Origin of the sequence: Sediminicoccus sp. BL-A-41-H5 (genome assembly GCF_050632405.1) — a bacterium.
Lineage (GTDB): Bacteria > Pseudomonadota > Alphaproteobacteria > Acetobacterales > Acetobacteraceae > Roseococcus.
Genome location: NZ_CP192601.1, coordinates 4,005,280 through 4,028,292, shown reverse-complemented (window position 1 = coordinate 4,028,292; position 23,013 = coordinate 4,005,280). Strand labels below are relative to the sequence as shown.

At 69.6% G+C, this 23,013-nt stretch carries 28 protein-coding genes; 18 read left to right on the top strand and 10 right to left on the bottom strand.

From position 1 onward, the window contains the following. The first annotated feature begins 122 nt into the window (after positions 1–122). A protein-coding gene (locus ACQ860_RS19730; protein ID WP_431302838.1) for an IS630 family transposase occupies positions 123–1,081 on the top strand; the annotation gives its coding sequence in 2 pieces (ribosomal slippage) (positions 123–474 and positions 474–1,081; 960 coding nt in all). Positions 1,082–1,084: 3 nt separating this feature from the next. On the opposite strand, the gene ACQ860_RS19725 is transcribed toward ACQ860_RS19730, so the two are convergent. Beyond that, on the bottom strand, positions 1,085–1,618 hold the full coding sequence (locus tag ACQ860_RS19725; RefSeq protein ID WP_431305040.1) for a TetR/AcrR family transcriptional regulator: 534 nt from the start codon (positions 1,616–1,618) through the stop codon (positions 1,085–1,087). A 53-nt stretch (positions 1,619–1,671) separates the two neighbouring features. Between ACQ860_RS19725 and ACQ860_RS19720 the strand changes: the two genes are divergently transcribed. Further along, complete coding sequence (locus tag ACQ860_RS19720; protein WP_431305039.1) at positions 1,672–2,025, top strand: hypothetical protein; 354 nt, start codon at positions 1,672–1,674, stop codon at positions 2,023–2,025. Here ACQ860_RS19720 and ACQ860_RS19715 read toward each other — a convergent pair. The 5 genes from ACQ860_RS19715 to ACQ860_RS19695 all read right to left on the bottom strand — a co-directional run bounded on the left by ACQ860_RS19715 (position 2,004) and on the right by ACQ860_RS19695 (position 7,339). Beyond that, complete coding sequence (locus tag ACQ860_RS19715; RefSeq protein WP_431305038.1) at positions 2,004–2,858, bottom strand: ion transporter; 855 nt, start codon at positions 2,856–2,858, stop codon at positions 2,004–2,006. The two genes, ACQ860_RS19720 and ACQ860_RS19715, sit on opposite strands and share 22 nt — an antisense overlap. 70 nt (positions 2,859–2,928) lie before the next feature. Then, positions 2,929–3,606 carry an NnrU family protein gene (locus ACQ860_RS19710; RefSeq protein ID WP_431305037.1) on the bottom strand — a complete coding sequence of 226 codons (678 nt, stop codon included), beginning with the start codon at positions 3,604–3,606 and terminating at the stop codon, positions 2,929–2,931. 51 nt (positions 3,607–3,657) lie between these two features. Then, complete coding sequence (gmd, locus tag ACQ860_RS19705; RefSeq protein ID WP_431305036.1) at positions 3,658–4,692, bottom strand: GDP-mannose 4,6-dehydratase; 1,035 nt, start codon at positions 4,690–4,692, stop codon at positions 3,658–3,660. Positions 4,693–4,824: 132 nt separating this feature from the next. Continuing rightward, entirely contained in the window at positions 4,825–6,555 is a 1,731-nt protein-coding gene (locus tag ACQ860_RS19700) for an MFS transporter (protein ID WP_431305035.1), read from the bottom strand. A gap of 178 nt (positions 6,556–6,733) precedes the next feature. Beyond that, positions 6,734–7,339, bottom strand: a complete 606-nt coding sequence (locus tag ACQ860_RS19695; RefSeq protein WP_431305034.1) for a hypothetical protein — start codon at positions 7,337–7,339, stop codon at positions 6,734–6,736. A 156-nt stretch (positions 7,340–7,495) separates the two neighbouring features. On the opposite strand from ACQ860_RS19695, the gene ACQ860_RS19690 reads away from it, so the two are divergent. The 7 genes from ACQ860_RS19690 to ACQ860_RS19660 all read left to right on the top strand — a co-directional run bounded on the left by ACQ860_RS19690 (position 7,496) and on the right by ACQ860_RS19660 (position 12,157). Further along, positions 7,496–7,804, top strand: a complete 309-nt coding sequence (locus tag ACQ860_RS19690) for a DUF4212 domain-containing protein (protein WP_431305033.1) — start codon at positions 7,496–7,498, stop codon at positions 7,802–7,804. Further along, the gene (locus ACQ860_RS19685) at positions 7,805–9,859 is read left to right on the top strand and encodes a sodium:solute symporter family protein (protein ID WP_431305032.1); all 2,055 of its coding nucleotides are present in this window, start codon (positions 7,805–7,807) and stop codon (positions 9,857–9,859) included. It abuts the gene before it with no gap. Between the two features lie 144 nt (positions 9,860–10,003). Continuing rightward, entirely contained in the window at positions 10,004–10,330 is a 327-nt protein-coding gene (locus ACQ860_RS19680) for a hypothetical protein (RefSeq protein WP_431305031.1), read from the top strand. Positions 10,331–10,333: 3 nt separating this feature from the next. Beyond that, positions 10,334–10,624 (top strand): hypothetical protein, encoded by a 291-nt coding sequence (locus tag ACQ860_RS19675; protein ID WP_431305030.1) that lies wholly within the window; start codon positions 10,334–10,336, stop codon positions 10,622–10,624. A 48-nt stretch (positions 10,625–10,672) separates the two neighbouring features. Further along, positions 10,673–11,056, top strand: coding sequence for a hypothetical protein (locus ACQ860_RS19670; protein ID WP_431305029.1), 384 nt, complete (start codon positions 10,673–10,675; stop codon positions 11,054–11,056). A gap of 37 nt (positions 11,057–11,093) precedes the next feature. Further along, entirely contained in the window at positions 11,094–11,831 is a 738-nt protein-coding gene (gene dapB / locus ACQ860_RS19665) for a 4-hydroxy-tetrahydrodipicolinate reductase (protein WP_431305028.1), read from the top strand. After that, complete coding sequence (locus ACQ860_RS19660; protein WP_431305027.1) at positions 11,828–12,157, top strand: cupin domain-containing protein; 330 nt, start codon at positions 11,828–11,830, stop codon at positions 12,155–12,157. Before dapB ends, ACQ860_RS19660 begins: the two co-directional genes overlap by 4 nt. On the opposite strand, the gene ACQ860_RS19655 is transcribed toward ACQ860_RS19660, so the two are convergent. Both ACQ860_RS19655 and ACQ860_RS19650 read right to left on the bottom strand, forming a co-directional pair. Further along, on the bottom strand, positions 12,154–12,339 hold the full coding sequence (locus ACQ860_RS19655; RefSeq protein WP_431305026.1) for a hypothetical protein: 186 nt from the start codon (positions 12,337–12,339) through the stop codon (positions 12,154–12,156). The two genes, ACQ860_RS19660 and ACQ860_RS19655, sit on opposite strands and share 4 nt — an antisense overlap. Further along, positions 12,339–13,112 carry a helix-turn-helix domain-containing protein gene (locus tag ACQ860_RS19650; RefSeq protein ID WP_431305025.1) on the bottom strand — a complete coding sequence of 258 codons (774 nt, stop codon included), beginning with the start codon at positions 13,110–13,112 and terminating at the stop codon, positions 12,339–12,341. The genes ACQ860_RS19655 and ACQ860_RS19650 overlap by 1 nt, the downstream gene beginning before the upstream one ends. Before the next feature lie 61 nt (positions 13,113–13,173). Between ACQ860_RS19650 and ACQ860_RS19645 the strand changes: the two genes are divergently transcribed. Then, positions 13,174–14,412, top strand: a complete 1,239-nt coding sequence (locus tag ACQ860_RS19645) for an MFS transporter (RefSeq protein ID WP_431305024.1) — start codon at positions 13,174–13,176, stop codon at positions 14,410–14,412. Between the two features lie 4 nt (positions 14,413–14,416). Here ACQ860_RS19645 and ACQ860_RS19640 read toward each other — a convergent pair whose 3' ends face one another. Then, complete coding sequence (locus ACQ860_RS19640) at positions 14,417–15,040, bottom strand: class I SAM-dependent DNA methyltransferase (RefSeq protein ID WP_431305023.1); 624 nt, start codon at positions 15,038–15,040, stop codon at positions 14,417–14,419. A 67-nt stretch (positions 15,041–15,107) separates the two neighbouring features. Between ACQ860_RS19640 and ACQ860_RS19635 the strand changes: the two genes are divergently transcribed. The 4 genes from ACQ860_RS19635 to ACQ860_RS19620 are packed head-to-tail and all read left to right on the top strand — an operon-like array spanning position 15,108 to position 18,319. Further along, positions 15,108–16,010, top strand: coding sequence for a hydrogen peroxide-inducible genes activator (locus ACQ860_RS19635; RefSeq protein ID WP_431305022.1), 903 nt, complete (start codon positions 15,108–15,110; stop codon positions 16,008–16,010). A 4-nt stretch (positions 16,011–16,014) separates the two neighbouring features. After that, positions 16,015–16,695 carry a DUF533 domain-containing protein gene (locus ACQ860_RS19630; RefSeq protein WP_431305021.1) on the top strand — a complete coding sequence of 227 codons (681 nt, stop codon included), beginning with the start codon at positions 16,015–16,017 and terminating at the stop codon, positions 16,693–16,695. A 2-nt stretch (positions 16,696–16,697) separates the two neighbouring features. Next, a complete protein-coding gene (acdA, locus tag ACQ860_RS19625; RefSeq protein WP_431305020.1) occupies positions 16,698–17,924 on the top strand; it encodes a 3-sulfinopropanoyl-CoA desulfinase in 1,227 nt (408 codons plus the stop codon). After that, positions 17,921–18,319: a VOC family protein gene (locus ACQ860_RS19620; protein ID WP_431305019.1), complete on the top strand. Its 399-nt coding sequence runs from the start codon at positions 17,921–17,923 to the stop codon at positions 18,317–18,319. Before acdA ends, ACQ860_RS19620 begins: the two co-directional genes overlap by 4 nt. Here the strand turns inward: ACQ860_RS19620 and ACQ860_RS19615 are convergent, their stop codons facing one another. Further along, entirely contained in the window at positions 18,320–18,802 is a 483-nt protein-coding gene (locus tag ACQ860_RS19615; RefSeq protein WP_431305018.1) for a MarR family winged helix-turn-helix transcriptional regulator, read from the bottom strand. 152 nt (positions 18,803–18,954) lie between these two features. Between ACQ860_RS19615 and ACQ860_RS19610 the strand changes: the two genes are divergently transcribed. From ACQ860_RS19610 to ACQ860_RS19595, 4 genes are all read left to right on the top strand, one after another. Then, on the top strand, positions 18,955–20,091 hold the full coding sequence (locus tag ACQ860_RS19610) for a TRAP transporter substrate-binding protein (RefSeq protein ID WP_431305017.1): 1,137 nt from the start codon (positions 18,955–18,957) through the stop codon (positions 20,089–20,091). Positions 20,092–20,163: 72 nt separating this feature from the next. Beyond that, the gene (locus ACQ860_RS19605; RefSeq protein ID WP_431305016.1) at positions 20,164–20,883 is read left to right on the top strand and encodes a TRAP transporter small permease subunit; all 720 of its coding nucleotides are present in this window, start codon (positions 20,164–20,166) and stop codon (positions 20,881–20,883) included. Positions 20,884–20,889: 6 nt separating this feature from the next. Beyond that, positions 20,890–22,302, top strand: a complete 1,413-nt coding sequence (locus ACQ860_RS19600; RefSeq protein ID WP_431305015.1) for a TRAP transporter large permease — start codon at positions 20,890–20,892, stop codon at positions 22,300–22,302. After that, complete coding sequence (locus tag ACQ860_RS19595; RefSeq protein ID WP_431305014.1) at positions 22,299–22,994, top strand: hypothetical protein; 696 nt, start codon at positions 22,299–22,301, stop codon at positions 22,992–22,994. Before ACQ860_RS19600 ends, ACQ860_RS19595 begins: the two co-directional genes overlap by 4 nt. Positions 22,995–23,013 lie beyond the last annotated feature (19 nt).

Genomic DNA, 23,013 nt, shown 5'->3' with positions numbered 1-23,013 from the left:
CGGTGACTCCACCCCAGCGGATCATGCGCTAGAGCGTCATCCGGTCTGACTGAATCGTGGGGATTCCCGGAACGGCTGTTTTCTGATTCACGCTGTCTTCCGGAGCGTGGAGGCCGGGCTGGATGTCGAAGGCGCTCTCACTGGATCTACGGCAGCGCACGCTGGCTGCGGTGTTGGAAGAAGGCCTCACGCACCGCCAGGCGGCCGAGCGGTTCAAGGTCAGCGCAGCCAGCGTCAGCCGCTGGCGTACCCTTGCCGCCGAGGGTGCGGTGCCGATGCACGGTCCGCTTGGTGGTGATCGGCGCAGCCATGTTGTGGAGGCCGAGGCTGAGACGATCCTCGAAGTGTTTCACGCGCAGCGCGACATGACGCTGCTGGAACTGCGCGTAGCCCTTGCCGAACGGGGCCTGCGCTTCGGCTACGGCACGCTTTGGCGCTTCTTCGACCGTCGCGGCTACACGCGCAAAAAAAGACCGCGCACGCAGCCGAGCAGCAACGCCCCGACGTCCTGAGCCGGCGCGAAGCCTGGTTCGAGGCGCAGCTCGACCTCGATCCTGAGCGCCTGATCTTCGTCGACGAGAGCTGGGCCAGCACCAACATGGCCCGACGCCATGGCCGCTGCCCGCGTGGCGAGCGCCTGCGCATGGCAATCCCCCACGGCCATTGGAAAACCACCACGCTGATCGCCGGGATGCGCAGCAGCGGCGTGGTCGCGCCCTTCGTGATCGACAGCCCAGTCAACCGGCTCATCTTCGAAGCCTGGGTGGAGCAAGCGCTCGTGCCGGAACTGCGGGCCGGCGACATCGTGGTGATGGACAACCTCAGCAGCCACAAAGGCCCGGCCGTGCGGGCCCTCATCGAGGCCAAGGGTGCGCATCTGCTCTACCTGCCGCCCTACAGCCCGGACTTCAATCCAATCGAGAACCTGTTCGCCAAGCTGAAGGCGCTGCTGCGCCGCGAGGCTGCGCGGACCATCGACACCCTGTGGAACGCCATCGGGCGCATTCTCGACCGCGTCACCCCGCGCGAGTGTCAGCGCATGTTCGCCGCAGCAGGGTATGATCCAGATGGATGGGATTAAGCTCTAACGGATCAGCCGGTTGATCAGCGCCTCCGGCTCTTCCGCGCCGGGAATGGCGCGGTCGAGCATGAGGTGGGCGAGGCCATGCACCATGCCCCAGCTCCGGATCGCCGAATCCCGGTCTGCCGCATTCGCCTGGAGCGCCCCGAAGGCGGCCTTTGAGGCGGCGAGCAGCGCGGGATGGTCGCCGGCGCGGGCCAGCAGCGGGCCGAACATCAGGCGGAAGCGGCCCGGGCGCGCGAGGGCGAAGCGCAGATAAGCGCGGCCGCGGGCGACGTAGGGCGAGGCATCACCCGCCGCGACGGCTTCCTGCATGGCCGCGCCGAAGGCCTCAAACCCGCGCAGCGCGACCGCCGCCAGCAACGCCTCCTTGTCCGCGAAATGGCGATAGGCGGCGGTGGCGGAGACGCCGGCCCTCCGCGCGGCTTCGCGCAGGCTGACGGCACCGTCGCCACCCTCGTCCAGCAGCGCATCGGCGGCGTCCAGCAGGGCGGCGCGCAGGTCGCCGTGGTGATAGGGTTTCTCTGATGTTGACATCGCTTACATTCGCCTTATGTTGACGATGCTAACATACGAAAGGCGATCCCGCCATGCTCTTCCTCCATCTCGGTTTCTCCCTGCTGGCGCTGGCCGCCATCCTCGCGATCATGCTGCTGCCCAAGGGGCGGCTCGCGCATCGCTGGCTGGGGCGCGTCGCGGCCGGGGCGCTGGTGCTGAGCGCCCTCTCCTCCTTCGGCATCCAGGCGCGCGGCCATCTCTCCTGGCTGCACATCCTCTCGGTCGTGACGCTGGTGAATGTCGCCTGGGCGGTCTGGGCCATCCGGCATGGGCGGGTGGCCAGCCACAGGCGGGCGATGATGGGGGGCGCCGGCGCGCTCTTCATCGCCGGGCTCTTCGCCACCTTCGCGCCGGGGCGATACCTCTACGGCGTGTTCTTCGGCTGAGCGCGGAGTTCGGCGACCTCGGCGCGCAGCGCGCGGACCTCCTGCACCAGGGCGCGGATGTCCGTGCGGTCCGCGCTCCTCTCGGCCGCCTCCGCCGCCGCCGCGCCGGCGCCGCGATCGTCCCGCAGCGTCTGGATGCTCTCGACGATGACGCCGATGAAGAGGTTCAGCACCACGAAGGTCGAGATCACGATGAAGGGCATGAAGAAGAACAGCGCCAGTGGCTCGGCCTCCATCGCGGGCTTCACGATGTTCGCCCAGTCATCCAGCGTCATGAGCTGGAACAGGGTGAAGAGGCTGGCGCCCATCGTGCCGAACTCCTCCTCCATCGCGGAACCGAAGAGCTTCGTCGCCATCACCGCGAAGACGTAGAAGAGGAGCGCCATGAGCAGCACGATGCTGCCCATGCCGGGCAGCGCGCCCAGCATCGCCTCCACCACGTTGCGCAGGCTCGGCACCACCGAGATCAGGCGCAGGACGCGCAGCACCCGCAGGGCGCGCAGCACGGCGAGCGGGCCGCTGGCCGGCATCCAGGCGATGGCGACGACGATGAGGTCGAAGATGCCCCAGGGGTCGCGGAAGAAGCGGCCGCGGAAGGCGTAGATCCGGAGCGCCAGCTCGGCCGTGAAAAGCCAGAGGAGGACCGCATCCACCGCCAGCAGCAGCGTGCCATGGGCCTCCATGATGCTGTCGCTGGTCTCGAGGCCCAGCGTGACGGCGTTCAGCAGGATCAGCCCGATCACCACCCGCTGGAAGAGCGGCGCCAGCACCAGCCGCGCCACGCGGGCGCGCGCGTCATTCCCGGCGTCGAGGGCGGTCAGGGCTTCCTGCATGTCCGAATCTCCATGTTCCGGCCATGCAATGGCGGCGCGCGCGCCCGGGATCAAGCCCCGCCCGGTCGTATCAGAACGGCAGCGCCGGGTAGCCGAAGAGCCAGGGATGCGCCACCAGCAGCCCGATCCAGGCGAGCCCGCCGATGATCCAGACCAGGCGCGGGATTTCCGCCAGTACCAGCCTGTTCCGCCCCGCCAGGATGGCGAGGAAGGGCAGGATGGAGGTGGCGGGCGCGAGGCGCGCCCACATCGCCGGGTCCCGCGCCGCGAGCTTGCGGTCGATCGAGGGCATGCCCACCAGCGCCGTCACCAGGAAGGCCCCGAAGAACAACACGCCCGAGAGGCTGCCCTTGGCGATGAGGTGCAGCGCCGCCCAGCCCGCGAAGGACCAGAGCATGGGGTGGCGGGTGATGCGCTGAATGCCGCGCGGGCCCTCCTCCCCCAGCTTGCCGGCGACGGCGGTGGGATTGGGGGTGGCGACCGAGGCGACGAAGAGGATCATGACCGGCAGCATGAGCAGCGCCATCAGCCAGCGATACCAGTCCGGCGCGGTCCAGAGGGGAATATAGGGCGCGGCCTGCCAGGCCATGACGAGCAGGGTGATGCTCACCACCGAGACCAGCGAATAGGCGATGCGGAACCCCGCCTCGCCGAGCCGCTGCGCGAGGTGCGCGCGCACCGCCGTGCCCGCGATGCCGACATGCACGCCGACCCAGAGCATGGCGGCGGCGAGGAGGAGAGCCATCATGCGGCCCAGCATAGCGGGGCCGGAGCGCGCCCCGCCATGGCGAAAATCGCCTCAGCCGGCGGCGAGGCCCGCGATATCCGCCCGCACCATCTCGGCCACCATCGCCTCCAGGCTGGTGCTGGGCCGCCAGCCGAACTTCTCCCGCGCCTTGCTGGCGTCGCCGATCAGGAGGTCCACCTCGGCGGGGCGGAAGAAGGCGGGGTCCACGCGGACCAGCACGCGGCCGGTGGCGCGGCAGCGGCCGATCTCCTCCGGGCCCGTGCCCTCCCAGTCCAGTTCCACGCCCACCTCGCGGAAGGCGAGGCGCGCGAAGTCCCGCACGCGATGCGTCTCGCCGGTGGCCAGCACATAGTCATCGGCCACGGGCTGCTGGACCATGCGCCACATGCCCTCGACATAGTCGCGCGCATGGCCCCAGTCGCGCTGGGCCTCGAGATTGCCCAGCGCCACGTGATCCTGCCGGCCGAGATGGATGGCGGCGACGGCGCGGGTGATCTTGCGGCTGACGAACCCCTCGCCGCGGCGAGGGCTCTCATGGTTGAACAGGATGCCGTTGGAGGCATGCATCCCGTAGCCCTCGCGGTAATTCACCGTGATCCAGAAGCCGTAGAGCTTGGCCACGCCATAGGGCGAGCGCGGATGGAAGGGCGTCAGCTCGTTCTGCGGCACGGCGCGGACCTTGCCGTAGAGCTCGCTGGTCGAGGCCTGGTAGAAGCGCGTCGTCTTCTCCAGGCCGACCAGGCGGATCGCCTCCAACAGGCGCAACGTGCCGAGGCCATCGGCATCGGCGGTGTATTCCGGCACTTCGAAGCTGACGGCGACATCGCTCTGGGCGGCGAGGTTGTAGAGCTCGTCCGGCTGGCAGTCCTGGACGACGCGGATCAGGTTGCCGCCATCGGTCAGGTCGCCCTCGTGCAGGATCAGGCGGCCCTCATTCGCGGGCGTGATGAGGTGCGCGATGCGGGCGCGCGCGGCTGCGCCGCCCCGGCGCACCAGGCCGTGCACCGTGTAGCCCTTCTCCAGCAGGAGTTCGGCGAGGTAGGAGCCATCCTGTCCGGTGATGCCGGTGATGAGAGCCGAGGGCATGCGGGGCCTTGTCGCGGTTTGCGCCCCAGCCATAGCGCAAGCGCGGCCGGGCACCAATCAGTCCGCATGCCCCAAGAAAAAGGCGCCGGAGGTTGCCCCCCGGCGCCCGTCATCCCCGCGGGGGATGTGGGATCAGTGCTTGAAGTTCGCGGCGCTGGCAGAGCCGTCCGCGTTCTCGGCGAAGATGTCCCGCTTGTAGGTCTCGGGCACCATGAAGATGCCGATGACCACCGTCGCGAGCGCGATGACGATCGGGTACCAGAGGCCGGCATAGACGTCGCCGGTCTGGGCGATGATCGCGAACGCCGTCGCCGGCATCAGGCCACCGAACCAGCCATTGCCGATGTGATAGGGCAGCGACATGGAGGTGTAGCGGATGCGGGTGGGGAAGAGTTCCACCAGCGCCGCCGCGATCGGGCCGTAGACCATGGTCACGTAGATCACCAGCAGCGTGAGCATCAGGATCAGCACGGCCGGCTGCTCGCGGAAGACGTCGAAGGGACCCGACATCTTCACCACGGTCGGGTTGGCCGCCGTCGGGTAGTTCACCGCGTTCAGCGCCGCGGTGAGCTGGGCCTGGAACTGCGGGTTGATGCGCGCCTGGCCGTTCTCCACCACGGTGGCGTTCACCACCGGCTGGTTGGCCACCTGCACCGTCACGGCCTGCTGGCCCGGGGTGTTCTGGACGCGGTAGTTCACCGAGGCGCGGGCGAGCGCGGCCTTGGTCACGTCGCAGGGCTGGGTGAAGCGGGCCGTGCCCGTCGGGTTGAACTGGAAGGAGCAGCCCGCCGTATCGGCCGAGACCACGACCGAGATGTTGGCATGCGCGGCCGAGAGGGCGGGATTCGCCTCATGGCTGATCAGCTTGAACATCGGGAAGTAGGTGAGCGCGGCGATGAGGCAGCCGCCCAGGATGATCGGCTTGCGGCCGATCTTGTCGGACAGCCAGCCGAAGAACACGAAGCCGCCCGAACCCAGCACCAGCGACCAGGCGATGAGCATGTTGGTCGTGAAGCCATCCACCTTCAGCACGGAGCCGATGAAGAACAGCGCGTAGAACTGGCCGGTGTACCAGACGACGGCCTGGCCCATGACGAGGCCGAGCAGCGCGAAGAGCGCGATCTTGGCGTTCTTCCACTGGCCGAAGGCCTCGCCCAGCGGCGCCTTGGAGACCTTGCCCTCGTCCTTCATCTTCTGGAAGGCCGGGCTTTCCTGCATCTGCATGCGGATCCAGACCGAGATGGCGAGCAGCGCGAGAGAGAGCAGGAAGGGAACGCGCCAGCCCCAATCGGCGAAGGCGGCCTCGCCCAGGATGGAGCGGGTGCCCAGGATCACCAGCAGCGAGAGGAAGAGGCCCGCCGTCGCCGTGATCTGGATGAAGCTGGTGTAGAAGCCGCGGCGCCCATTGGGGGCGTGCTCGGCCACATAGGTCGCGGCCCCGCCATACTCGCCGCCCAGCGCCAGCCCCTGGAGCATGCGCAGGATGATGAGGCCGATGGGCGCGAGAATGCCGATCTGGTCCGAGGTGGGCATGATGCCGACGATGAAGGTCGATGCACCCATGATCACGATGGTGACGAGGAAGGTGTATTTGCGGCCGACAAGGTCACCCAGGCGGCCGAAGACCAGCGCGCCGAAGGGCCGGACGAGGAAGCCCGCGGCGAAGGCGAGCAGCGCGAAGACGTTGCGCGTCGTCTCGTCATACATGGAGAAGAACTTCACGCCGATGACGGCGGCGAGCGAACCGTAGAGGTAGAAGTCATACCACTCGAACACGGTGCCGAGGGAGGAGGCCAGGATGACCTTCTTCTCCTCGGGCGTCATCGGCTTCGGGCCCGATGCCGCGACTGCTGCTGATGCCATTCCCAACCCTTTCTTTTTTCAGACGAAAACGTCCATGCGAACACGGGCTGGAGGCGCGGGGCGACCAGCGAGGCAGTGTCAGCAACAGAACAGGTTGGTTGTGGCCGAGACCTTGCGCCGGATCAAATTAAGGGTGCATGCCGAAGGTGTAATTCATTACATTGCTGCACCGCAAAAATTAACGTGAATTCAAAAGACTACGAATGGTTTCTGCGGCATCGAAACGACGCTCCAGCTCCTGCTGCGTGCTCACGATCTGGAAGCGCAGCGCGCCCTTGATGGCGAGGCTTTCGCCCCGCCGCTGATCGGCATGAATGGGCAGGGTGGCGAAGAGCACCGGCTCGGCCAGGAGCGGCAGCCGGTGCGCCGGCAGGGCGGGCTCGGCCTGCAGCCCGGCCAGGTGGTGGGACAGCGTGTCACGCGCCGCCTCGGCGCTGGCCAGTTCCTCCGCGGGCGGCGGTTCGGCGAGAAGGGCGGCGGCATGCAGCGGGGCCAGCGCCGCCGCCAGCTCCCCTTCCCGGCCCGGGGCGTGGGGGCGCAGATGGGCTTCGATGAGCGCCGTCACATCGGTCAGCGCCGAGAAGAAGACCTGCCAGCGGCAATGCGCCAGCGCCACCTGGAAATCCGGGTCTCCGAAGAGCTGCTTTTCGCTCCTCCCCGCCTTGACGCGGCAGTAATCCAGCACGGTCTTCTGCGCGACATAAGCGGCCTGGGCATGCAGGAAGCGGCCCAGCGCCTCGGGCGAGGCCTCGGGGCGGCGGCGGAAAAAATCGAGAAGGGCCAAGGGCTGCACTCCGGAGGGGGCGGGTATGGCGCGAAAGCCACGACCTTTCCATGGGATTAAAGGTTAACCATTCTTAACTAAACGGGCCGATCTGCCTTCGTTAGATGACAAATTGGAGGGCGTGGGTCGGAAACCCGCGCCGGGAGGAGAGAGAGCATGCCCTTAGTTGAGTCCGGTCCCGAGCCGGAATCCGCAACCACCGCGGCCGTGGACCCGGCCACCGCGCAAGCCTATTGGAAGAAGACCTCCGGCCTGATGTGGACGGTCCTCGCCATCTGGTTCGCGGCTGGCTTCGGCGTGCATTTCTTCGCGCAGACGCTGAACCCCATCCATATCTTCGGCTTCCCGCTGGGCTTCTACATGGCCGCCCAGGGCAGCCTGATCATCTTCGTCGTCGGCCTCTTCTGGTTCGCCAAGCGCCAGAACGAGATCGACGAGGAGTTCGGCGTGCAGGAGGACGCGTAAATGGCTGACGCCACCGGGGCGAAAGACCCCTTCATCGCCAATCTGAACAAGATCTATGTCGGCTACACGGGCGGCTTCGCCTTCTTCGTGGTGCTGCTGGGCATCCTCGAGCAGATGGGCGTGCCCGACCGCATCATCGGCTACCTCTTCGTCTTCCTGACGATCGGCGTCTATGCCTATATCGGCATCATCAGCCGCACCCAGGTCGCTTCCGAATACTACGTCGCGGGCCGACGTGTTCCCGCGATATATAACGGCATGGCCACCGGCTCCGACTGGATGTCGGCCGCGAGCTTCATCGGCATGGCCGGCAGCCTCTATGCGCTGGGCTATGGGGGCCTCGCCTTCATCCTGGGCTGGACCGGCGGCTACATGCTCGTCGCCATCCTGCTCGCGCCCTATCTGCGCAAGTTCGGCCAGTACACCGTGCCGGACTTCCTGGGCGCCCGATTCGGCGGCAACTGGGCGCGCTCCATCGGCGTCATCGTCCTGATCACCGCCTCCTTCGTGTACGTCGTGGCGCAGATCGTGGGCGTGGGCATCATCACCCAGCGCTTCCTGGAGGTCTCGTTCCTCACGGCGGTGTTCCTGGGCCTGGCCGGCATCCTGGTCTGCTCCATGCTGGGCGGCATGCGCGCCGTCACCTGGACCCAGGTGGCGCAGTACATCATCCTCATCATCGCCTACCTGATCCCGGCGATCCTGATGTCGGTGAAGATCTCGGGCGTGCCCATCCCGCAGCTCATGTACGGGCTGGCGCTGGAGCGCATCGAGGTGCTGGAGCAGGGCTTCCGCGCGGCCGGCATGACGCCGCCCCCGGGCGTGGTCGGCTGGCACACCGCCCCCTTCATCGGCGCGAACGGCCAGTTCAGCATGAACGCGGCGGTCAACTTCTTCGCGCTGATCTTCTGCCTCATGGTCGGCACCGCGGCCCTGCCGCACGTGCTGATGCGCTACTTCACGACGCCGTCGGTGCGTGAAGCCCGCGCCTCGGTCGCCTGGTCGCTGTTCTTCATCTTCCTGCTGTACTTCACGGCGCCGGCCTATGCGGCCTTCGGCAAGCTGGAAATCTACCAGACCGTGATCGGCCAGCCGATCGCGAACCTGCCGGAGTGGATCAAGAACTGGCAGATCATCTCGCCCTACGGCACGCCCTGGGTGAACATCGTGGACGTGAACCGGGACGGCATCGTCCAGTGGGGTGACTTCCGCATCCATCCGGACGTGGTCGTGCTCGCCACCCCGGAAATCGCGGGCCTGCCCTACGTCATCGCGGGCCTGGTGGCGGCCGGTGGCCTCGCCGCCGCGCTCTCGACGGCGGATGGCCTGCTGCTGGCGCTGGCCAATGCGCTCAGCCACGACGTCTACTACAAGATGATCAACCGCGACGCGCCGACCGCCAAGCGCCTGATCATCTCCCGCGTGCTGCTCCTGATCGTGGCGGTTGCCGCGGCCTGGACGGCGGGCTCCATGGGCGCGGACATCCTGTTCCTCGTCGCCTGGGCCTTCTCCATCGCCGCCGCCGGCCTGTTTGCCGCGCTGGTGATGGGCGTCTGGTACAAGAAGACCACCAATGCCGCCGCCTGCTGGGGCATGGCCGTGGGTTACCTCGTGACCTTCTTCTACCTGATCTGGTCCGAGTTCTTCGGCCTGCACTTCATGCAGACCTTCGGCACCAAGGAGGCGATCCTGCGCGCCGCCACCGCCACGGCCGCGCTGCCGATGGCCTCGGCGGAGCTCAAGGCCTATGCCGCCGGCCTCGTCGCCAATGCCTCGGCGATCCAGGACGGCACCCTGGCCTGGTTCGGCTCCATCTGGGCCGGCAGCGGGCTGCCGACGGACCATGTGGTGCTGCGTGGCCGCGTGGTCGGGCGCCTCTGGGGCCTGAACAACATCTCGGGCGGCGTCTTCGGCGTGCCGCTCTCCTTCCTGACCATCTACCTGGTCTCGAAGTTCACCACCGCCCCGTCTCAGGCGATGCAGAACTTCGTGGAAGACATCCGCATCCCGCGCGGTGGGGTTCGCCTGGCCGACCGTCGCGAGGCGGTGGACTGAACAACACCCCGGCTTTCGGGTAACAGGGGCGGCCGTGGCAACGCGGCCGCCCCATCTTTTTTTGAGGGGAGCATGATGCGTCGAGGCGGCATCGCCGAGGCGCTGAATCATCCTCCCGAGGAATCTTTCGCAGCGCCAGGACCCATGGAACAGCCGCATTTCGTCTTCGGGCACCTGCCCTTCTGGCTCATCACCTACACGCTGGCGCTGACGGCCTGGGCCTGCATCGGCCGCTTCATGATGAGCTTCTTCCTGCCTTACGACAGCCCGAACTACATCTGGCGCGGCTTCCGCGTGCTGAGCGACTGGGCGGTCTGGAGCGCGGCGCGCCTGGTGCCGAGCTACATCTCGCCCATGTACCTGCCACTGGTGGCCATGTGCTGGCTCTTCGGGCTCCGGCTCGTCTTCGGCATCTTCATGATTTCCGCCGGCTGGGCGCCCCGCCTGGCGCCGGCCGCGACGGGGGGCTGAGCCATGACGCCGCAGGGCCTCTTCGTCACCATCGTCGCCGTCTGCCTGATCAACGGCTTCATCTCGCCCATGCTGGCCGTGGTCTGGCACCTCCATCCGGTCTGGATGCCCGAGATGATGCCCGCCACGCGGGAGACCATCTTCTACGGCGCGAGCCTGATGGTCTCGACCGGCACGCTGCTCCTCTCCGCCGTGCCGGGCGCCATCGCCGAGCGGCTGGGGATGTCGCTCACCAACGCCATGTGGGTCTGGCTCGGCAGCGCCGTGCTGCTGGTGATGTTCGGCTTGCGCTGACGACAACCCCTGCGTGTAGGATCAGGCTCTCCCGGGCTGGAGAACCGCATGGATCGCCTCGACGCCTTCGCCGACATCTCCATCCGCCGCGCCTGCGCCTTCGTGGGGCTTGGCGCCGTCACGGTCATGCTCTCCCTCTCCTTCGACCTGGTGCTGGCCTTCCGGACCGGGGCGGAGATCGCGGCGATGCTGGCCGCGGGCCTCGCCTTCGCCGCCTGGCGCGCGCCGCGCCGCAACATCCGCCACAGCGAGGTCTATGCCATGCTGCGCGGCGCGGGCGTGCCGGCGAACTGGCTCAGCGCCGAGGTGAACCGCGCGCAGATCGTCTCCGTGCTGCGCGCGCGCCTCGCCTGGCATGCCGAGCGTGTGGCGGTGACCGCCGTCTCGCTCTGGGCGCTGGCGCTGCTGTTCTGGCTGCTCAAGCCCGGCTGATCTGGCGGGGCCGGGGCGCCCATGGCATGAAGCCCGCATGACGCAGATCGGCATTGCCGGCATCGCCGGCCGCATGGGCAAGCTCCTGGCCGAGGAGGTGGCGGCCGCCGGCTGCACCCTCACCGGCGGCACCGGGCGGGCGGACGACCCCCGCGCCCTCTTCGAGAAGAGCGAGGTGGTGATCGATTTCACCCACGCGCACAGCGCGCCGCGCCACGCGGCGCTGGCGGCCGAGCTGGGGCGCGGCCTCGTTCTGGGCTCCTCCGGCCTCTCGGCCGAGGAGGAGGCGGCGGTGGCCGAGGCAGCGAAGCGCGCGCCCATCGTCTATGCGGCGAATTTCGCGACGGGCGTGAACCTCGTCATCGCCATGGCCGAGAAGCTGGCCGCCGCCCTGCCCGGCAGCCAGTACGACGCCGAGATCGTGGAAATGCATCACCGGCAGAAGGTGGATGCGCCCTCGGGCACCGCAATCGCGATGGGCCGCGCGGTGGCACGCGGGCGCGGCACCACGCTGGAGGAAGCCGGCCGCGAGTCGGGGCGCGACGGCCATACCGGCGCGCGCGGCACCGGCACCATCGGCTTCGCGGCGCTGCGCGGCGGGCAGGTGGTGGGCGAGCACACGCTGCTTTTCGCCGCGGGCTCGGAGCATATCGCGCTGACCCATCGCAGCTTCGACCGCCGCGCCTATGCGACCGGCGCGGTGCGCGCCGCGCAATGGCTGAAGGGCAGGCCGCCCGGCCTCTATTCGATGAATGACGTGCTCGGCCTCGGGTGAGCCGCTTCGTCTTCCCCCTGGCCGAGGCCATGGCCGCGCCGCCGGAACCGGGGCGGATCTCGGCCCGCATCTTCGGCCATGGCAGCCTGCAATTGCGCTGGTACGCGCCGCGCGGCGAGGACCCGCAGGGGCCGCATGAGCAGGACGAGGTCTATGTGGTCGTCACCGGCCAGGGCTGGTTCCGGCGCGGCGAAGAGCGCCTGCCCTTCGGGCCGGGCGATGCGATCTTCGTGCCCGCCCATGTGCCGCATCGCTTCGAGGATTTCTCGCCCGACCTCGGCGTCTGGGTGATGTTCACCGGGCCACCCGGCGGAGAGGCCGCCTAACGCGCCACGCGCGGCGGGTGGTTGCCCAGCGTCGCCCATTCCGGCCAGCCGATGAGGCGCTCCACCAGGACCAGCGCGGCGCAGAAGGCGAGCACCGCCACCATGATCCGCACATGCTGGCGCGAGGGCGGGTTGCGGAACCATTGGGCGAGGCGGATGCCCCAGCGGATCATCGGATCCATCAGCGGGCTTCTCCGGGTGTGATTCCGAAGGCCGCGCGGAAGGCGGCGCCGAAGGCGGGCGCGCTGGCATAGCCCACCGCCGCCGCCGCCTGGGCGGGCGTGGCCCCCTGGGCCAGCAGGGCGGCGGCCTCGGTCAGGCGCAGCGCCTGGCGCCAGCGGGCGAAGCCCATGCCGGTCTCGGCCTGGAAGAGGCGCGCCAGGGTGCGCGCGCTGGCGCCGCAGCGCGCCGCCCATTCCTCCAGGCTGAGGTCGCTCGCCGGCTCCGCCGCCAGCGCCTCGGCGAGGCGCCTGAGCCGCGCATCGCGCAGCGCGGGCACGCCGAAGGGCAGGCGCGGGGCGCGCGCCACCTCCTCCGCGATCAGCGCGGCCAGGTGCCCGCCGCGCCCGGCCTCGTCCCATTCCAGCGGCTCGGCGCAGGCGGCCAGGATCAATTCGCGCAGCAGGGCCGAGACGCCGAGCACGGCGGGCGCCGCCTCCCCCACCCGCGCCGCATCGGCGCGGAAGAAGAGGGCGCGCATGGCGACCCGCCCCTCGGTGCGGACCTCATGCTCCATCCCCGCCGGCACCCAGAGGGCGCGGCCGGGCGGCACCACGAAGCCCGCGCCGGGCGTGGCCACGCGCATCACGCCCTGTGTGGCGTAGAGCAGCTGCGCGCGGGCATGGGCGTGCCACCCCGTCGCCTCGCCCTCCGCATAGTCGCGCGCGAAGGCGGCGAGCGGGCGGTCCACCCGCTCATGGGCGATGGTTCTCAGGTTTTGGCCGATCAGCGACATAGATCGTCCTGGCGTTGCTGGACAGACAGGCTAGCCTGCCCACCCTGGAAAGGAAACTCCCATGACTCCCGCCACGCGCCAGGTCTGCTTCATCAACGCCGCCCATAGCTTCACCCATTACGGCCTTCTGGTTCTCGCCACCGCCGTGCTCGCCATGGTGCAGCAGGAGGAGGCCTTCGGCGGCGATTACGGGCCGATCCTGGCGCTGGGCACCGCCATGTTCGTGCTCTACGGGCTGGGCGCGCTGCCGATGGGCTGGCTCGCGGACCGCTTCGGTCGCAAGGCGATGATGTCGGCCTTCTTCCTGGGCTCGGGCGGCGGCATGGCGCTGGCGGGGCTGGTGGCCGGGCCCTGGGGGCTGGCGATCGCGCTCGCCATGATGGGGGCGTTTTCGGCCATCTATCACCCGATCGGCACGGCCATCATCGCCGAAGCGGGCGGGGATCGCGTGGGCCGCGCCATGGGAATCAACGGCGTCTTCGGCAATCTCGGCGTGGCGCTGGCGCCGGTCGTCACCGCCTTCCTCGCCGCGGAATTCGGCTGGCGCTATGCCTTCGTCCTGCCGGGCCTGGTCTGCATGGCCATCGGCCTGCTCTATCTGCGCGAGCCCCCCTTCGACGCACGGAAGGCCGGCGTGCAGACGCGCCCCTTCCCGACCATCCCGGCCGATGTGGTGCGCCGCGCCGTGATCTCGCTCCTCGCCATCGCGACCGTCTCGGGCCTCGTGTTCAACGCCTATACGCTGCTGCTGCCGAAGCTGATGCAGGAGCGGCTGGCGGGCAGCCCGGACCTGCTGCCGGTGGTAGGGCTGCTCGCCTTCCTCGCCACCATCTGCGGCGGTGTGACGCAATACACGGTGGGGCAGATGATTGATCGCCGCACGCTGAAGAGCGTCTTCATGCCGCTCGCCATCGTGCAGGTGCCGGGGCTGCTGGCGCTCTCCTTCCTCGATGGCTGGGCGGTGCTGCCGATCTCGGCGATGGTCGCCGCCGCCATCTTCGGCCAGGTGACGGTGAACGAGACGATGACGGCGCGCTACGTGGCGCCAGAGCTGCGCGCGAAGCTCTACTCCATCCGCTTCACCGTGGGCTTCCTGGGCGCGGCCCTGGCCTCGCCGCTGGTGGGCCTCCTGCATGAGGCGACGGGTGACATGGCGCTGGCCATGGTGGTGCTGGCGGGTGTGGCCTCGGTCACGCTGGCCTGCGCGCTCTGGTTCCCGAACCGGCCGGAGGAGCTGAAGCCCGAGATGTGGAACCAGGCTGCGCCCAGCCCGCCCCGCGCGCCCGCGCCGGCGGAGTGAACCGTCAGGCCCGCGCCGTCACATAGGCGCGGCGGGAGGGGTATTCGACCTCCGGGTAGGGCTCGCGCACCAGGGATTCCGTGACGGTGAAGCCCGCCGCCCGGAGCGCGTCATCCAGCGCGCCCTCGGCGAAGAGGCGGAAGCCGAGGCGGACCGGCACGCCCCACATCGCCTCCGGCCGCAGCACGCCCTCGCCCAGATGCACCGCCGCGCGGAACACCCCGCCCGGGATCAGGGCCCGGTGGCAGGCACGGAGCGCGGCCGGCAGCTCCGCTTCCTCCAGATGGATCAGGGAATACATGGCGACGGCGCCGGCGAAGCGGCCGGGCCGCTGGCCGAGGGCACGCAGGTCGCCCACCTCCCAGGCCAGGGTGGGGTGGGCGGCGCGGGCCAGCGCGACCATGGCGGGCGAGATGTCCAGGCCCAGCGTCTCGGCGCCCTCAGCGGCGAGGAAGGCCGCGAAGTGGCCCGGCCCGCAGCCGAGATCGGCCACCAGGCCGCGGCCCGCCATTCCGCGCGCGAAGCCCTGCAACCAGGCGCGGTCCATCGGCTTGTGCGCGAGTTCGCCCGCCACATGGCGGGCATATTCGGCGGCGAGGGCGTCATAGTCGCGGGCGGTGGGGTCCATCCGCCGAGCCTGGCACAGCGCGATGCGCTTGACCCGCGCCGCCTCCGGGCACCAAGGAAGAGCTCGCATGACCTTCCCATCGCCCCAGCAGCTCCGCTACCTCGCAGCCCTGGCGGAGCATGGGCATTTCGGCCGCGCGGCGCAGGCCTGCGCGGTGACGCAATCCACGCTCTCGGCCGGCATCCAGGCGCTGGAACGGCAATTGGGCGCGACCCTGATCGAGCGCGGCACCACCAGGCGGCCGGTCTTCACCTCCCTCGGCCTCGAGGTGCTGGAACAGGCGCGGGTGGCGCTCGCCGCGCTGGAAGCGGTGAGCGAAGCGGTGACCGCCTCGCGCGATCCGCTCTCGGGCACGCTGCGCCTCGGGCTGATCCCGACCATCGCGCCCTTCCTGCTGCCGCGCCTCACCCCCGCGCTGCGCGGCGCCTTCCCCCGCCTGCAGCTCATCCTGCGCGAGGAGATGACCGAGCGCCTGATGGCGCAGCTCACCGAGGCGCGGCTCGACCTGCTGCTGCTGGCCCTGCCCTGCGACTGCGCCGCGGCCGAGATCCAGCCCATCGCGACCGATCCCTTCCTGCTCGCCTTGCCGCCCGATCACCGGCTGGCCGCCCTTCACGAGGTGCCGCTGGGCGCGCTGGCGGGCGAGCGCATGCTGCTGATGGAGGATGGGCATTGCCTGCGCGCCCAGGCGCAGGAGGCCTGCGGCCTGCCGCGCGGCATGTCCTCCGGCGGTTTCGCCGCCACCTCGCTGCACACGCTGGTGCACATGGTGGCGGGGGGCTTCGGCGTGACGGTGCTGCCGCGGCTGGCCATCGAGGGCGGCGTGCTGGGGGGCACGGATCTTGTGGTGCGGCCCATGCTGGCGGATATGCCGCCGGCGCGGACGCTCGCGCTGGCCTGGCGCCCGCGCAGCCCGCGCGCGGCGGAATTCCGCGCCCTCGCGCAGGCCATCGCGGCCGGATTGGAGTGAAGGAATGGACCTCGGACGGATCTTCGGCGCGGTTCTGGGCGGGGCCGCGCAACCGCCAAGGCGGCGGGCCGGCGGCACCACGCGGCGTGCCACCGGCGGCAGCGGCCTGTTCGGCATGACCCAGGCCGAGACGCGGCAGGTGGGCCGGGCGCTGGGCGCGCTCGCCACCATCGCGGCCGAGGCGCTGGCCAAGTCCGGGCAGCAGCCCGCGCCCGCGCCGCAGAAGGCGCCGGCCCCCGCGCCTGCACAGCGCGCTCCGGCACCCCAGGCGCCGCCCGCACGTCGCCTGCCGGAGGTGACGGCGAAGGCCCCGCCGCCGCCCCCCTCCCCTTCCGCCGAGCATGCCGAGGCGCGCCTCCTGCTGCGCGCCATGATCGCCGCCGCCCGCGCCGATGGCGTGGTGGACCGCGCCGAGCGCCAGGCCATCGCGGCGCAGCTCGACGCCGCCGGGCTGAGTGCGGCCGAGCGCGACCAGGTGCTGGCGGATTTCGACCGCCCCGCGACCGTGGAGGAGTTGTCCAATGCCGCGCGGGACCCCATCCTGCGCGCGCAACTTTACGCGGCCGCCTTCGCCGCGGCGGGCGAGATCAGCGCGGAAGAACGCGCCTGGCTCGACCGGCTCGGCGAGGGGCTGAAACTGCAACCGGCGGCCCGCCAGGCCATCGAGGACAGATTGGGGAAATGACCATGTTCACGCTCACCCCGGCCCAGGTCCGGATTCGCGATGCCGCCCGGGAATTGGCGCAGGAGGCCTTCGCGCAGGCGGCGGAGACCGACCGCAGCACGCAATACCCCTGGCCGATGGTCCAGAAGATGACGCAGGCCGGCTTCATGGGCATGACCGTGCCGCGCGAATGGGGCGGCCAGGGCGCGTCCTACCTCGATGCCGTCCTCGTCGTGGAGGAGATGGCCAAGGGCTGCGCCGTCTGCGGGCGCATCGCGGTCGAGGCGAACATGGGCGCGATCGGCGCCATCATGGCCTATGGCACGCCGGCCCAGAAGCGCATCGCGGCCGACCTGGTGCTCGCCGGCGACAAGCCCGCCATCTGCATCACCGAGCCCGAGGCCGGCTCCGCCGCCTCCGAGATGACCACCACGGCCGTGAAGCGCGGGGACAAGTGGGTCATCAATGGCGTGAAGCACTGGATCACGGGCGGCGGTGTCTCGAAGCTGCACCTGATCTTCGCCCGCGCCATCGAGAACGGGGTCGAGCAGGGGATCGGCGGCTTCCTCGTCGTCCGCAACGGCGCGAATGATCCGGCGAACCTGGTGGTGCACAAGCGCATCCCCTCCATGGGCCTCTGCGGCATGCCCGAGGCGGAGCTGCATTTCCGCGACCTGGAGGTGGCGGATGACATGGTCCTGCGCGCGCCGGGCGGCTTCAAGCGCGGCTTCGGCAAGCTGATGGACGCCTATAACGGCCAGCGCGTGGGCGCGGCCACGGCGGCACTCGGCATCGCCGCCGGCGCCTATGACCGCGCGCTCGATTTCGTGCAGCAGCGGCGCCAGTTCGGCCGCCCCATCGCGGAATTCCAGGGCCTGGGCTGGATGCTGGCCGACATGTCCATCAAGCTCGAAGCCAGCCGCGCGCTGATCTGGCAGGCGGCCGCCTCGGCCGGGCCGAACGGCTTCCCGGACCGGCTGATGGCCGCCCGCGCCAAGGTGCTGGCCGCCGACAGCGCCGTCGAGGTCACCAACATGGCGCTGCAGCTCTGGGGGGCGGCCGGCTATTCGCGCGAGAACCCGATGGAGCGCGCGGTGCGCGATGCGCGGATGTTCCCGATCGCAGGCGGCACGGCGCAGATCCTGCGCAACCAGGTGGCGGAACAGCTGCTCGGCCGCAAGCTGCCGCAGACGCGCGACGGCCTGCTGAAGATCGCCATGGAGGAGGCCGCGAAGGTCGCCGCCGAATGAGACCGAGCCTGGAGCAGCAGGTCACCTTCCTCTACGCCGAGAACCCCGAGGAATGCTGGCGCTTCTATGAGGAGGTGCTGGAGCTGCCCCTGGTGCAGGACCAGGGCAGCGTGCGGATCTATGGCATTGACGGCACGCGCGCCTTCGTGGGCATCTGCCGCGCGCGGGCGCCGCGCGCCTCGGACAATCCGCGCGTGGTGGGCGGCGTGGTCTTCACGCTGGTGACGCCGGATGTGGAGGGCTGGCATGCCTTCCTCACCGCCAAGGGCGTGACGCTGCCGATGCAGCCCACCTATTCCGAGGCCTACCGGATCACGCATTTCTTCTTCAACGATCCGGCCGGCTACACGATCGAGGTGCAGCGCTTCGAGCGGCCGGATTGGCCGGCGATCTGATCAGCCGGGCGAGAGGCGGCGCAGCAGGGTGACGAGTTGGGCGCGTTCGCCCTCGGAGAGGCCGGCCATCAGAGCGTCATTGGCGCGCATCCCCGCCTGGCGGCCTTCCTGCACCACCGCCTCGCCCTCGGCGGTGATGGTCAGCACGCGCAGCCGCCGGTCCAGCGGGTCGCTCGCGGTGCGCATGAGGCCGCGGGCGATCAGGCGGCGCACCACGCCCTGGATCGTCGCGGAGTCCATGCCCGCCAGGCGCCCCAGGTGGTTCTGCGTCGCGCGGCCCATCTGGGAGAGGCGCACGAGGGTCGCGAATTGCGGGCCGGTGAGGCCGAGACCCTGGGCCCTTTCCTGGAACATCGCCTGGTAGCGCTGATGCGCGAGGCGCAGCAGATGCCCGGCCGAGGCGTCGAGACAATATTCGGGCGGCGAGGGCGCGCGGCGGGGCCGGCGCCCGGCAAGGCTCACGGGTTCAAGGATTTCGCTCATCGGACCCCGGCATTTGGCCGTCTTCGTTGCGATGTCCCTGGGCAAGAGTCAAGAAGGAAGGGCGAACAACTCCGCCATTGCACAACTGTTTCCCATTGTTTAAGGCGACGCCACAGCGCGGCACAAGCAGCGCCTCGCATGGGAGCGAAATGATGACCGAAACCGAAAATGCCGGCCGTCGCGGCCTGTTGAAGGCCTCCGCCGTCGCCGCCGTGGGCGCCGCCGTGCTGGCCACCCCGCAGGTCAGCCGCGCGCAGACCGTCACCCTGCGCTTCCAGTCCACCTGGCCGCAGCGCGATATCTTCCACGAATTCGCCGGCGACTATGTCAGCCGCGTCAACGCCATGGGCGGCGGCCGCCTGCGCCTCGAGCTGCTGGCCGCGGGCGCCGTCGTCGGCGCCTTCCAGCTGCTCGACGCCGTGCATGCCGGCACCTTGGATGGCGGCCATGGCGTCTCGGCCTATTGGTTCGGCCGCAACCGCGCCTTCAGCCTCTTCGGCACCACGCCGCCCTGGTTCGGCGACGCCAACCAGCTGCTCGGCTGGTTCTATTATGGCGGCGGTGAGGCCCTGTACCGCGAACTGATGCACGACACGCTGCGGATGAACGCGGTGGGCTTCCTGAGCGGCCCGATGCCGACGCAGCCGCTGGGCTGGTTCCGCAACCCGATCGAGCGCGCCGAGCAGATCCGCGGCCTGCGCTACCGCACCGTGGGCCTCGCCACCGACCTCTTCCAGGAGATGGGCGCGGCCGTCGTGGCGCTGCCGGGCGGCGAGATCGTGCCCGCGCTGGAGCGCGGCGTCATCGACGCGGCGGAGTTCAACAACCCCTCCTCCGACCGCGTCCTCGGCTTCCCCGACGTGGCCAAGAACTACTACATCCAGTCCTACCATCAGGCGGTGGAGGCCTTCGAGATCCTGTTCAACCGCCAGCGCTTCGACGCGCTCCCGGCGGAGAACCAGGCCCTGCTGCGCCACTGCGCGGAAGCCGCCTCGGCCGACATGTCCTGGAAGCTGCAGGACCGCTACTCGCGCGACCTGCTCGCCATGTCGCAGACCCAGGGCGTCAATGTCCGCCCGACCCCGCGCCCCATCCTGGACGCCCAGCTCCAGGCCTGGAACCGCGTGATCGAGCGCCAGGAGGCCGACAACAGCAACCCCGCCGCCGGGCCCTTCTTCAAGAAGGTGTGCGACAGCCAGCGCGACTGGTGCCGCCGCGTGGGCAACTTCATGCTGCGCTACCAGGTGAGCCCGGTGGTCTCCTACAACCACTTCTTCGCCCGCGGCTGAGCGGACGGAGCGTCACTTCCCGGCCCGGTGAGCATCCCTCACCGGGCCGGTTTCGTATCAGGGACACTGAACATGACCGACAGTTTAGTGACAGGCGGCCTCGCGGGCCTCGTCGTCGTCGCCCTCATCATCGGCATCGCCTTCTCCACCAATGAGGTGGTGAGCCGCGCGCTGCTGGCGGTGGACCGGTTCTCGACCCTGATCGGCCAGACCTTCTCCTGGACCATCCTGCTGCTGACGGCGGCCATCACCTACGAGGTGATCGCGCGGCGCTTCTTCTCGGCCCCCACCAACTGGGGCTACGACGTGCAGTACATGCTCTACGGCACGCTCTTCATGTTCGCGGGCGCCTATGCGCTCAGCCGGAACGGCCATGTGCGCGGCGACTTCCTCTACCGCATGATGCCCGCGCGCCGGCAGGCCATGCTCGACCTGCTGCTCTACATCCTGTTCTTCTTCCCCGCGATCTTCGCCTTCATGGTGGCCGGCTGGCACTTCTTCGAGCTGAGCTGGATCCAGAACGAGCGCAGCATGTTCTCGCCCTCCGGCCCCATCATCTGGCCCTTCAAGGGCATCATCCCCGTCGTCGGCTTCATCATGCTGCTGCAGGGGCTGGTGGAAGTCGTGCGCTGCGTGCGCTGCATCCGCTCGGGCGAATGGCCGCAGCGCCTCTCCGACGTGGAGGAGCTGGACCAGATCATCCTCGCCAAGGCGGCCGAGAAGTCGCCCGAGGAGCTCGCCCGCGAACTGGCGGAAAACGCCGACGCCGCCCTCTCCGCCAAGGGACAGTAAGCCACCATGATCTCCGACGCCGGCCTTGGCCTGACGCAGCTCCTGCTGTTCCTCTTCTTCATCCTGCTGGGCTTCCCCATCGCCTTCACGCTGATGGCGATGGGCCTGTTCTTCGGCTATCTCGGCATGGGCGAGCGCGTCTTCGATCTGCTGATCCAGCGCACCTATGCGGTGATGTCGAGCGACGTGCTGATCTCCGTGCCGCTCTTCGTGCTGATGGGCTACATCATCGAGCGCGCGAACATCCTGGACCGGCTGTTCCGCGCGCTGCAGATGGCCTCGGGCAACATCCCGGGATCGCTGGCCGTCGCCACACTCGCCACCTGCGCGCTGTTCGCCACCGCCACCGGCATCGTGGGCGCGGTGGTGACGCTGATGGGCCTGCTGGCCTTCCCGGCCATGCTCCGCGCGGGCTATGACGTGAAGCTCGCGGCCGGCGTGGTCTGCGCGGGCGGGTGCCTCGGCATCCTCATCCCGCCCTCCATCATGCTGATCCTCTATGGCGCGACGGCCGGCGTCTCGGTCGTGCAGCTCTACGCCGCGGCCTTCATCCCGGGCATCACGCTGGCCGGTCTCTACATCGCCTACGCGATCGGCATCGCCATCGTGAAGCCGGAAGTGGCCCCCCGCCTGCCGCCCGATGCGGTGCAGGTGCCCTTCGGCAAGCTGCTCTGGGCGCTGCTGACCAGCTTCTTCCCGCTGGCGCTGCTCATCGCCATGGTGCTGGGCGCGATCCTGATGGGCCTCGCCACCCCCTCCGAGGCGGCCGCCATGGGCTCGCTCGGCTCCATCCTCCTCGCCGTCGCCTATCGCTCCTTCTCCTTCCAGAAGCTGAAGGAAAGCGTGTTCCTGACGGCGCGCACGAGTGCCATGGTCTGCTGGCTCTTCGTCGGCTCCTACATCTTCTCCTCGGTCTTCGGCTATCTCGGCGGCCAGGGCGTGGTGGAGGAGTTCGTGAAGAGCCTGCCGCTCAACACCTTCACCTTCATGCTGCTGGCGCAGGCCATCATCTTCGTCCTCGGCTGGCCGCTGGAATGGACCGAGATCATCGTGATCTTCGTGCCGATCTTCCTGCCGCTGCTGGATGATTTCGGCGTGGACCCGCTGTTCTTCGGCATCCTGATCGCGCTGAACCTGCAGACGAGCTTCCTCTCGCCGCCGGTCGCCATGGCCGCCTTCTACCTGAAGGGCGTCGCACCCAAGCACGTGAAGATCGAGGACATCTTCAAGGGCTGCATGCCCTTCATCTACATCGTCGTCTTCACCATGCTGATGGTCTACGCCTTCCCGGGCCTGGTCACCTGGCTGCCCGAGCAGCTCTATGGCGGTGACGCCGGCCCGCCCGCCGTCTCCATGGAATCCCCGCCCGAGGGCGGCTTCCAGGAGGAGGAGATGCCCGAACTCCCGCCGCTGCGATGAGTGCGGCCGAAGCGGCGAAGTTCCTGGGCGAGGCCTGGGAGACGGGGCATTCGCTGGCCCCCTTCCCCGATGACCTCCGGCCCGCCGATGTCGCGGCGGGCGAGGCGATCGCGGCCGAGCTGGTGGAGGCGCTGGGCCTGCCGGTCTGCGGCGTGCGCCTCGCGCCCGGCCCGGATGGGCTGACCCTGCTCTCCGCGCCGCTGCTGGCACCCCGCATGCTGCGCGTGGGCACGCCGGTGGCCCTCTCCGCGCTGCGCAGCCCACGCATCTCCGTGGGCGTGCTGGGCGTGCTGGGCGAGGCCTTCGAGGGCGGCGAGCCGGTCTTCTCCGCCTTCCATCCCGTGCTCGACATCGCGGCCACGCGCTACACGGCGGGGGCCGCGGATGCGGCGCATCAGGTGGCGGATCTGGGCGGGCTCGGCCTCGTGCTGGTGGGCAAGCGCTGGATCGGCACGCTGCCGGAGGATGGCGAGGCGCGGATCGGCCTCACCGGCGCCCGGCCGCGCCCGCTGCGCGCGCCGCTGGCGGCCCTCATGCGCCAGGCGGGCGAGGAGGCATTGCGCTGGGGCGGGCTGCCGGCGGGGGCGGCGCTGGTGGTGACCGGCCTCGCCACGGGATCGCCGCCGGTCGCGGGGCAGAAATGGGCGGGCGCGGTCTCGCCCGTGGGCCGGATTTCGGCGGTGCTGGGCTGAGCCGCGAAAGGCTTGCGTT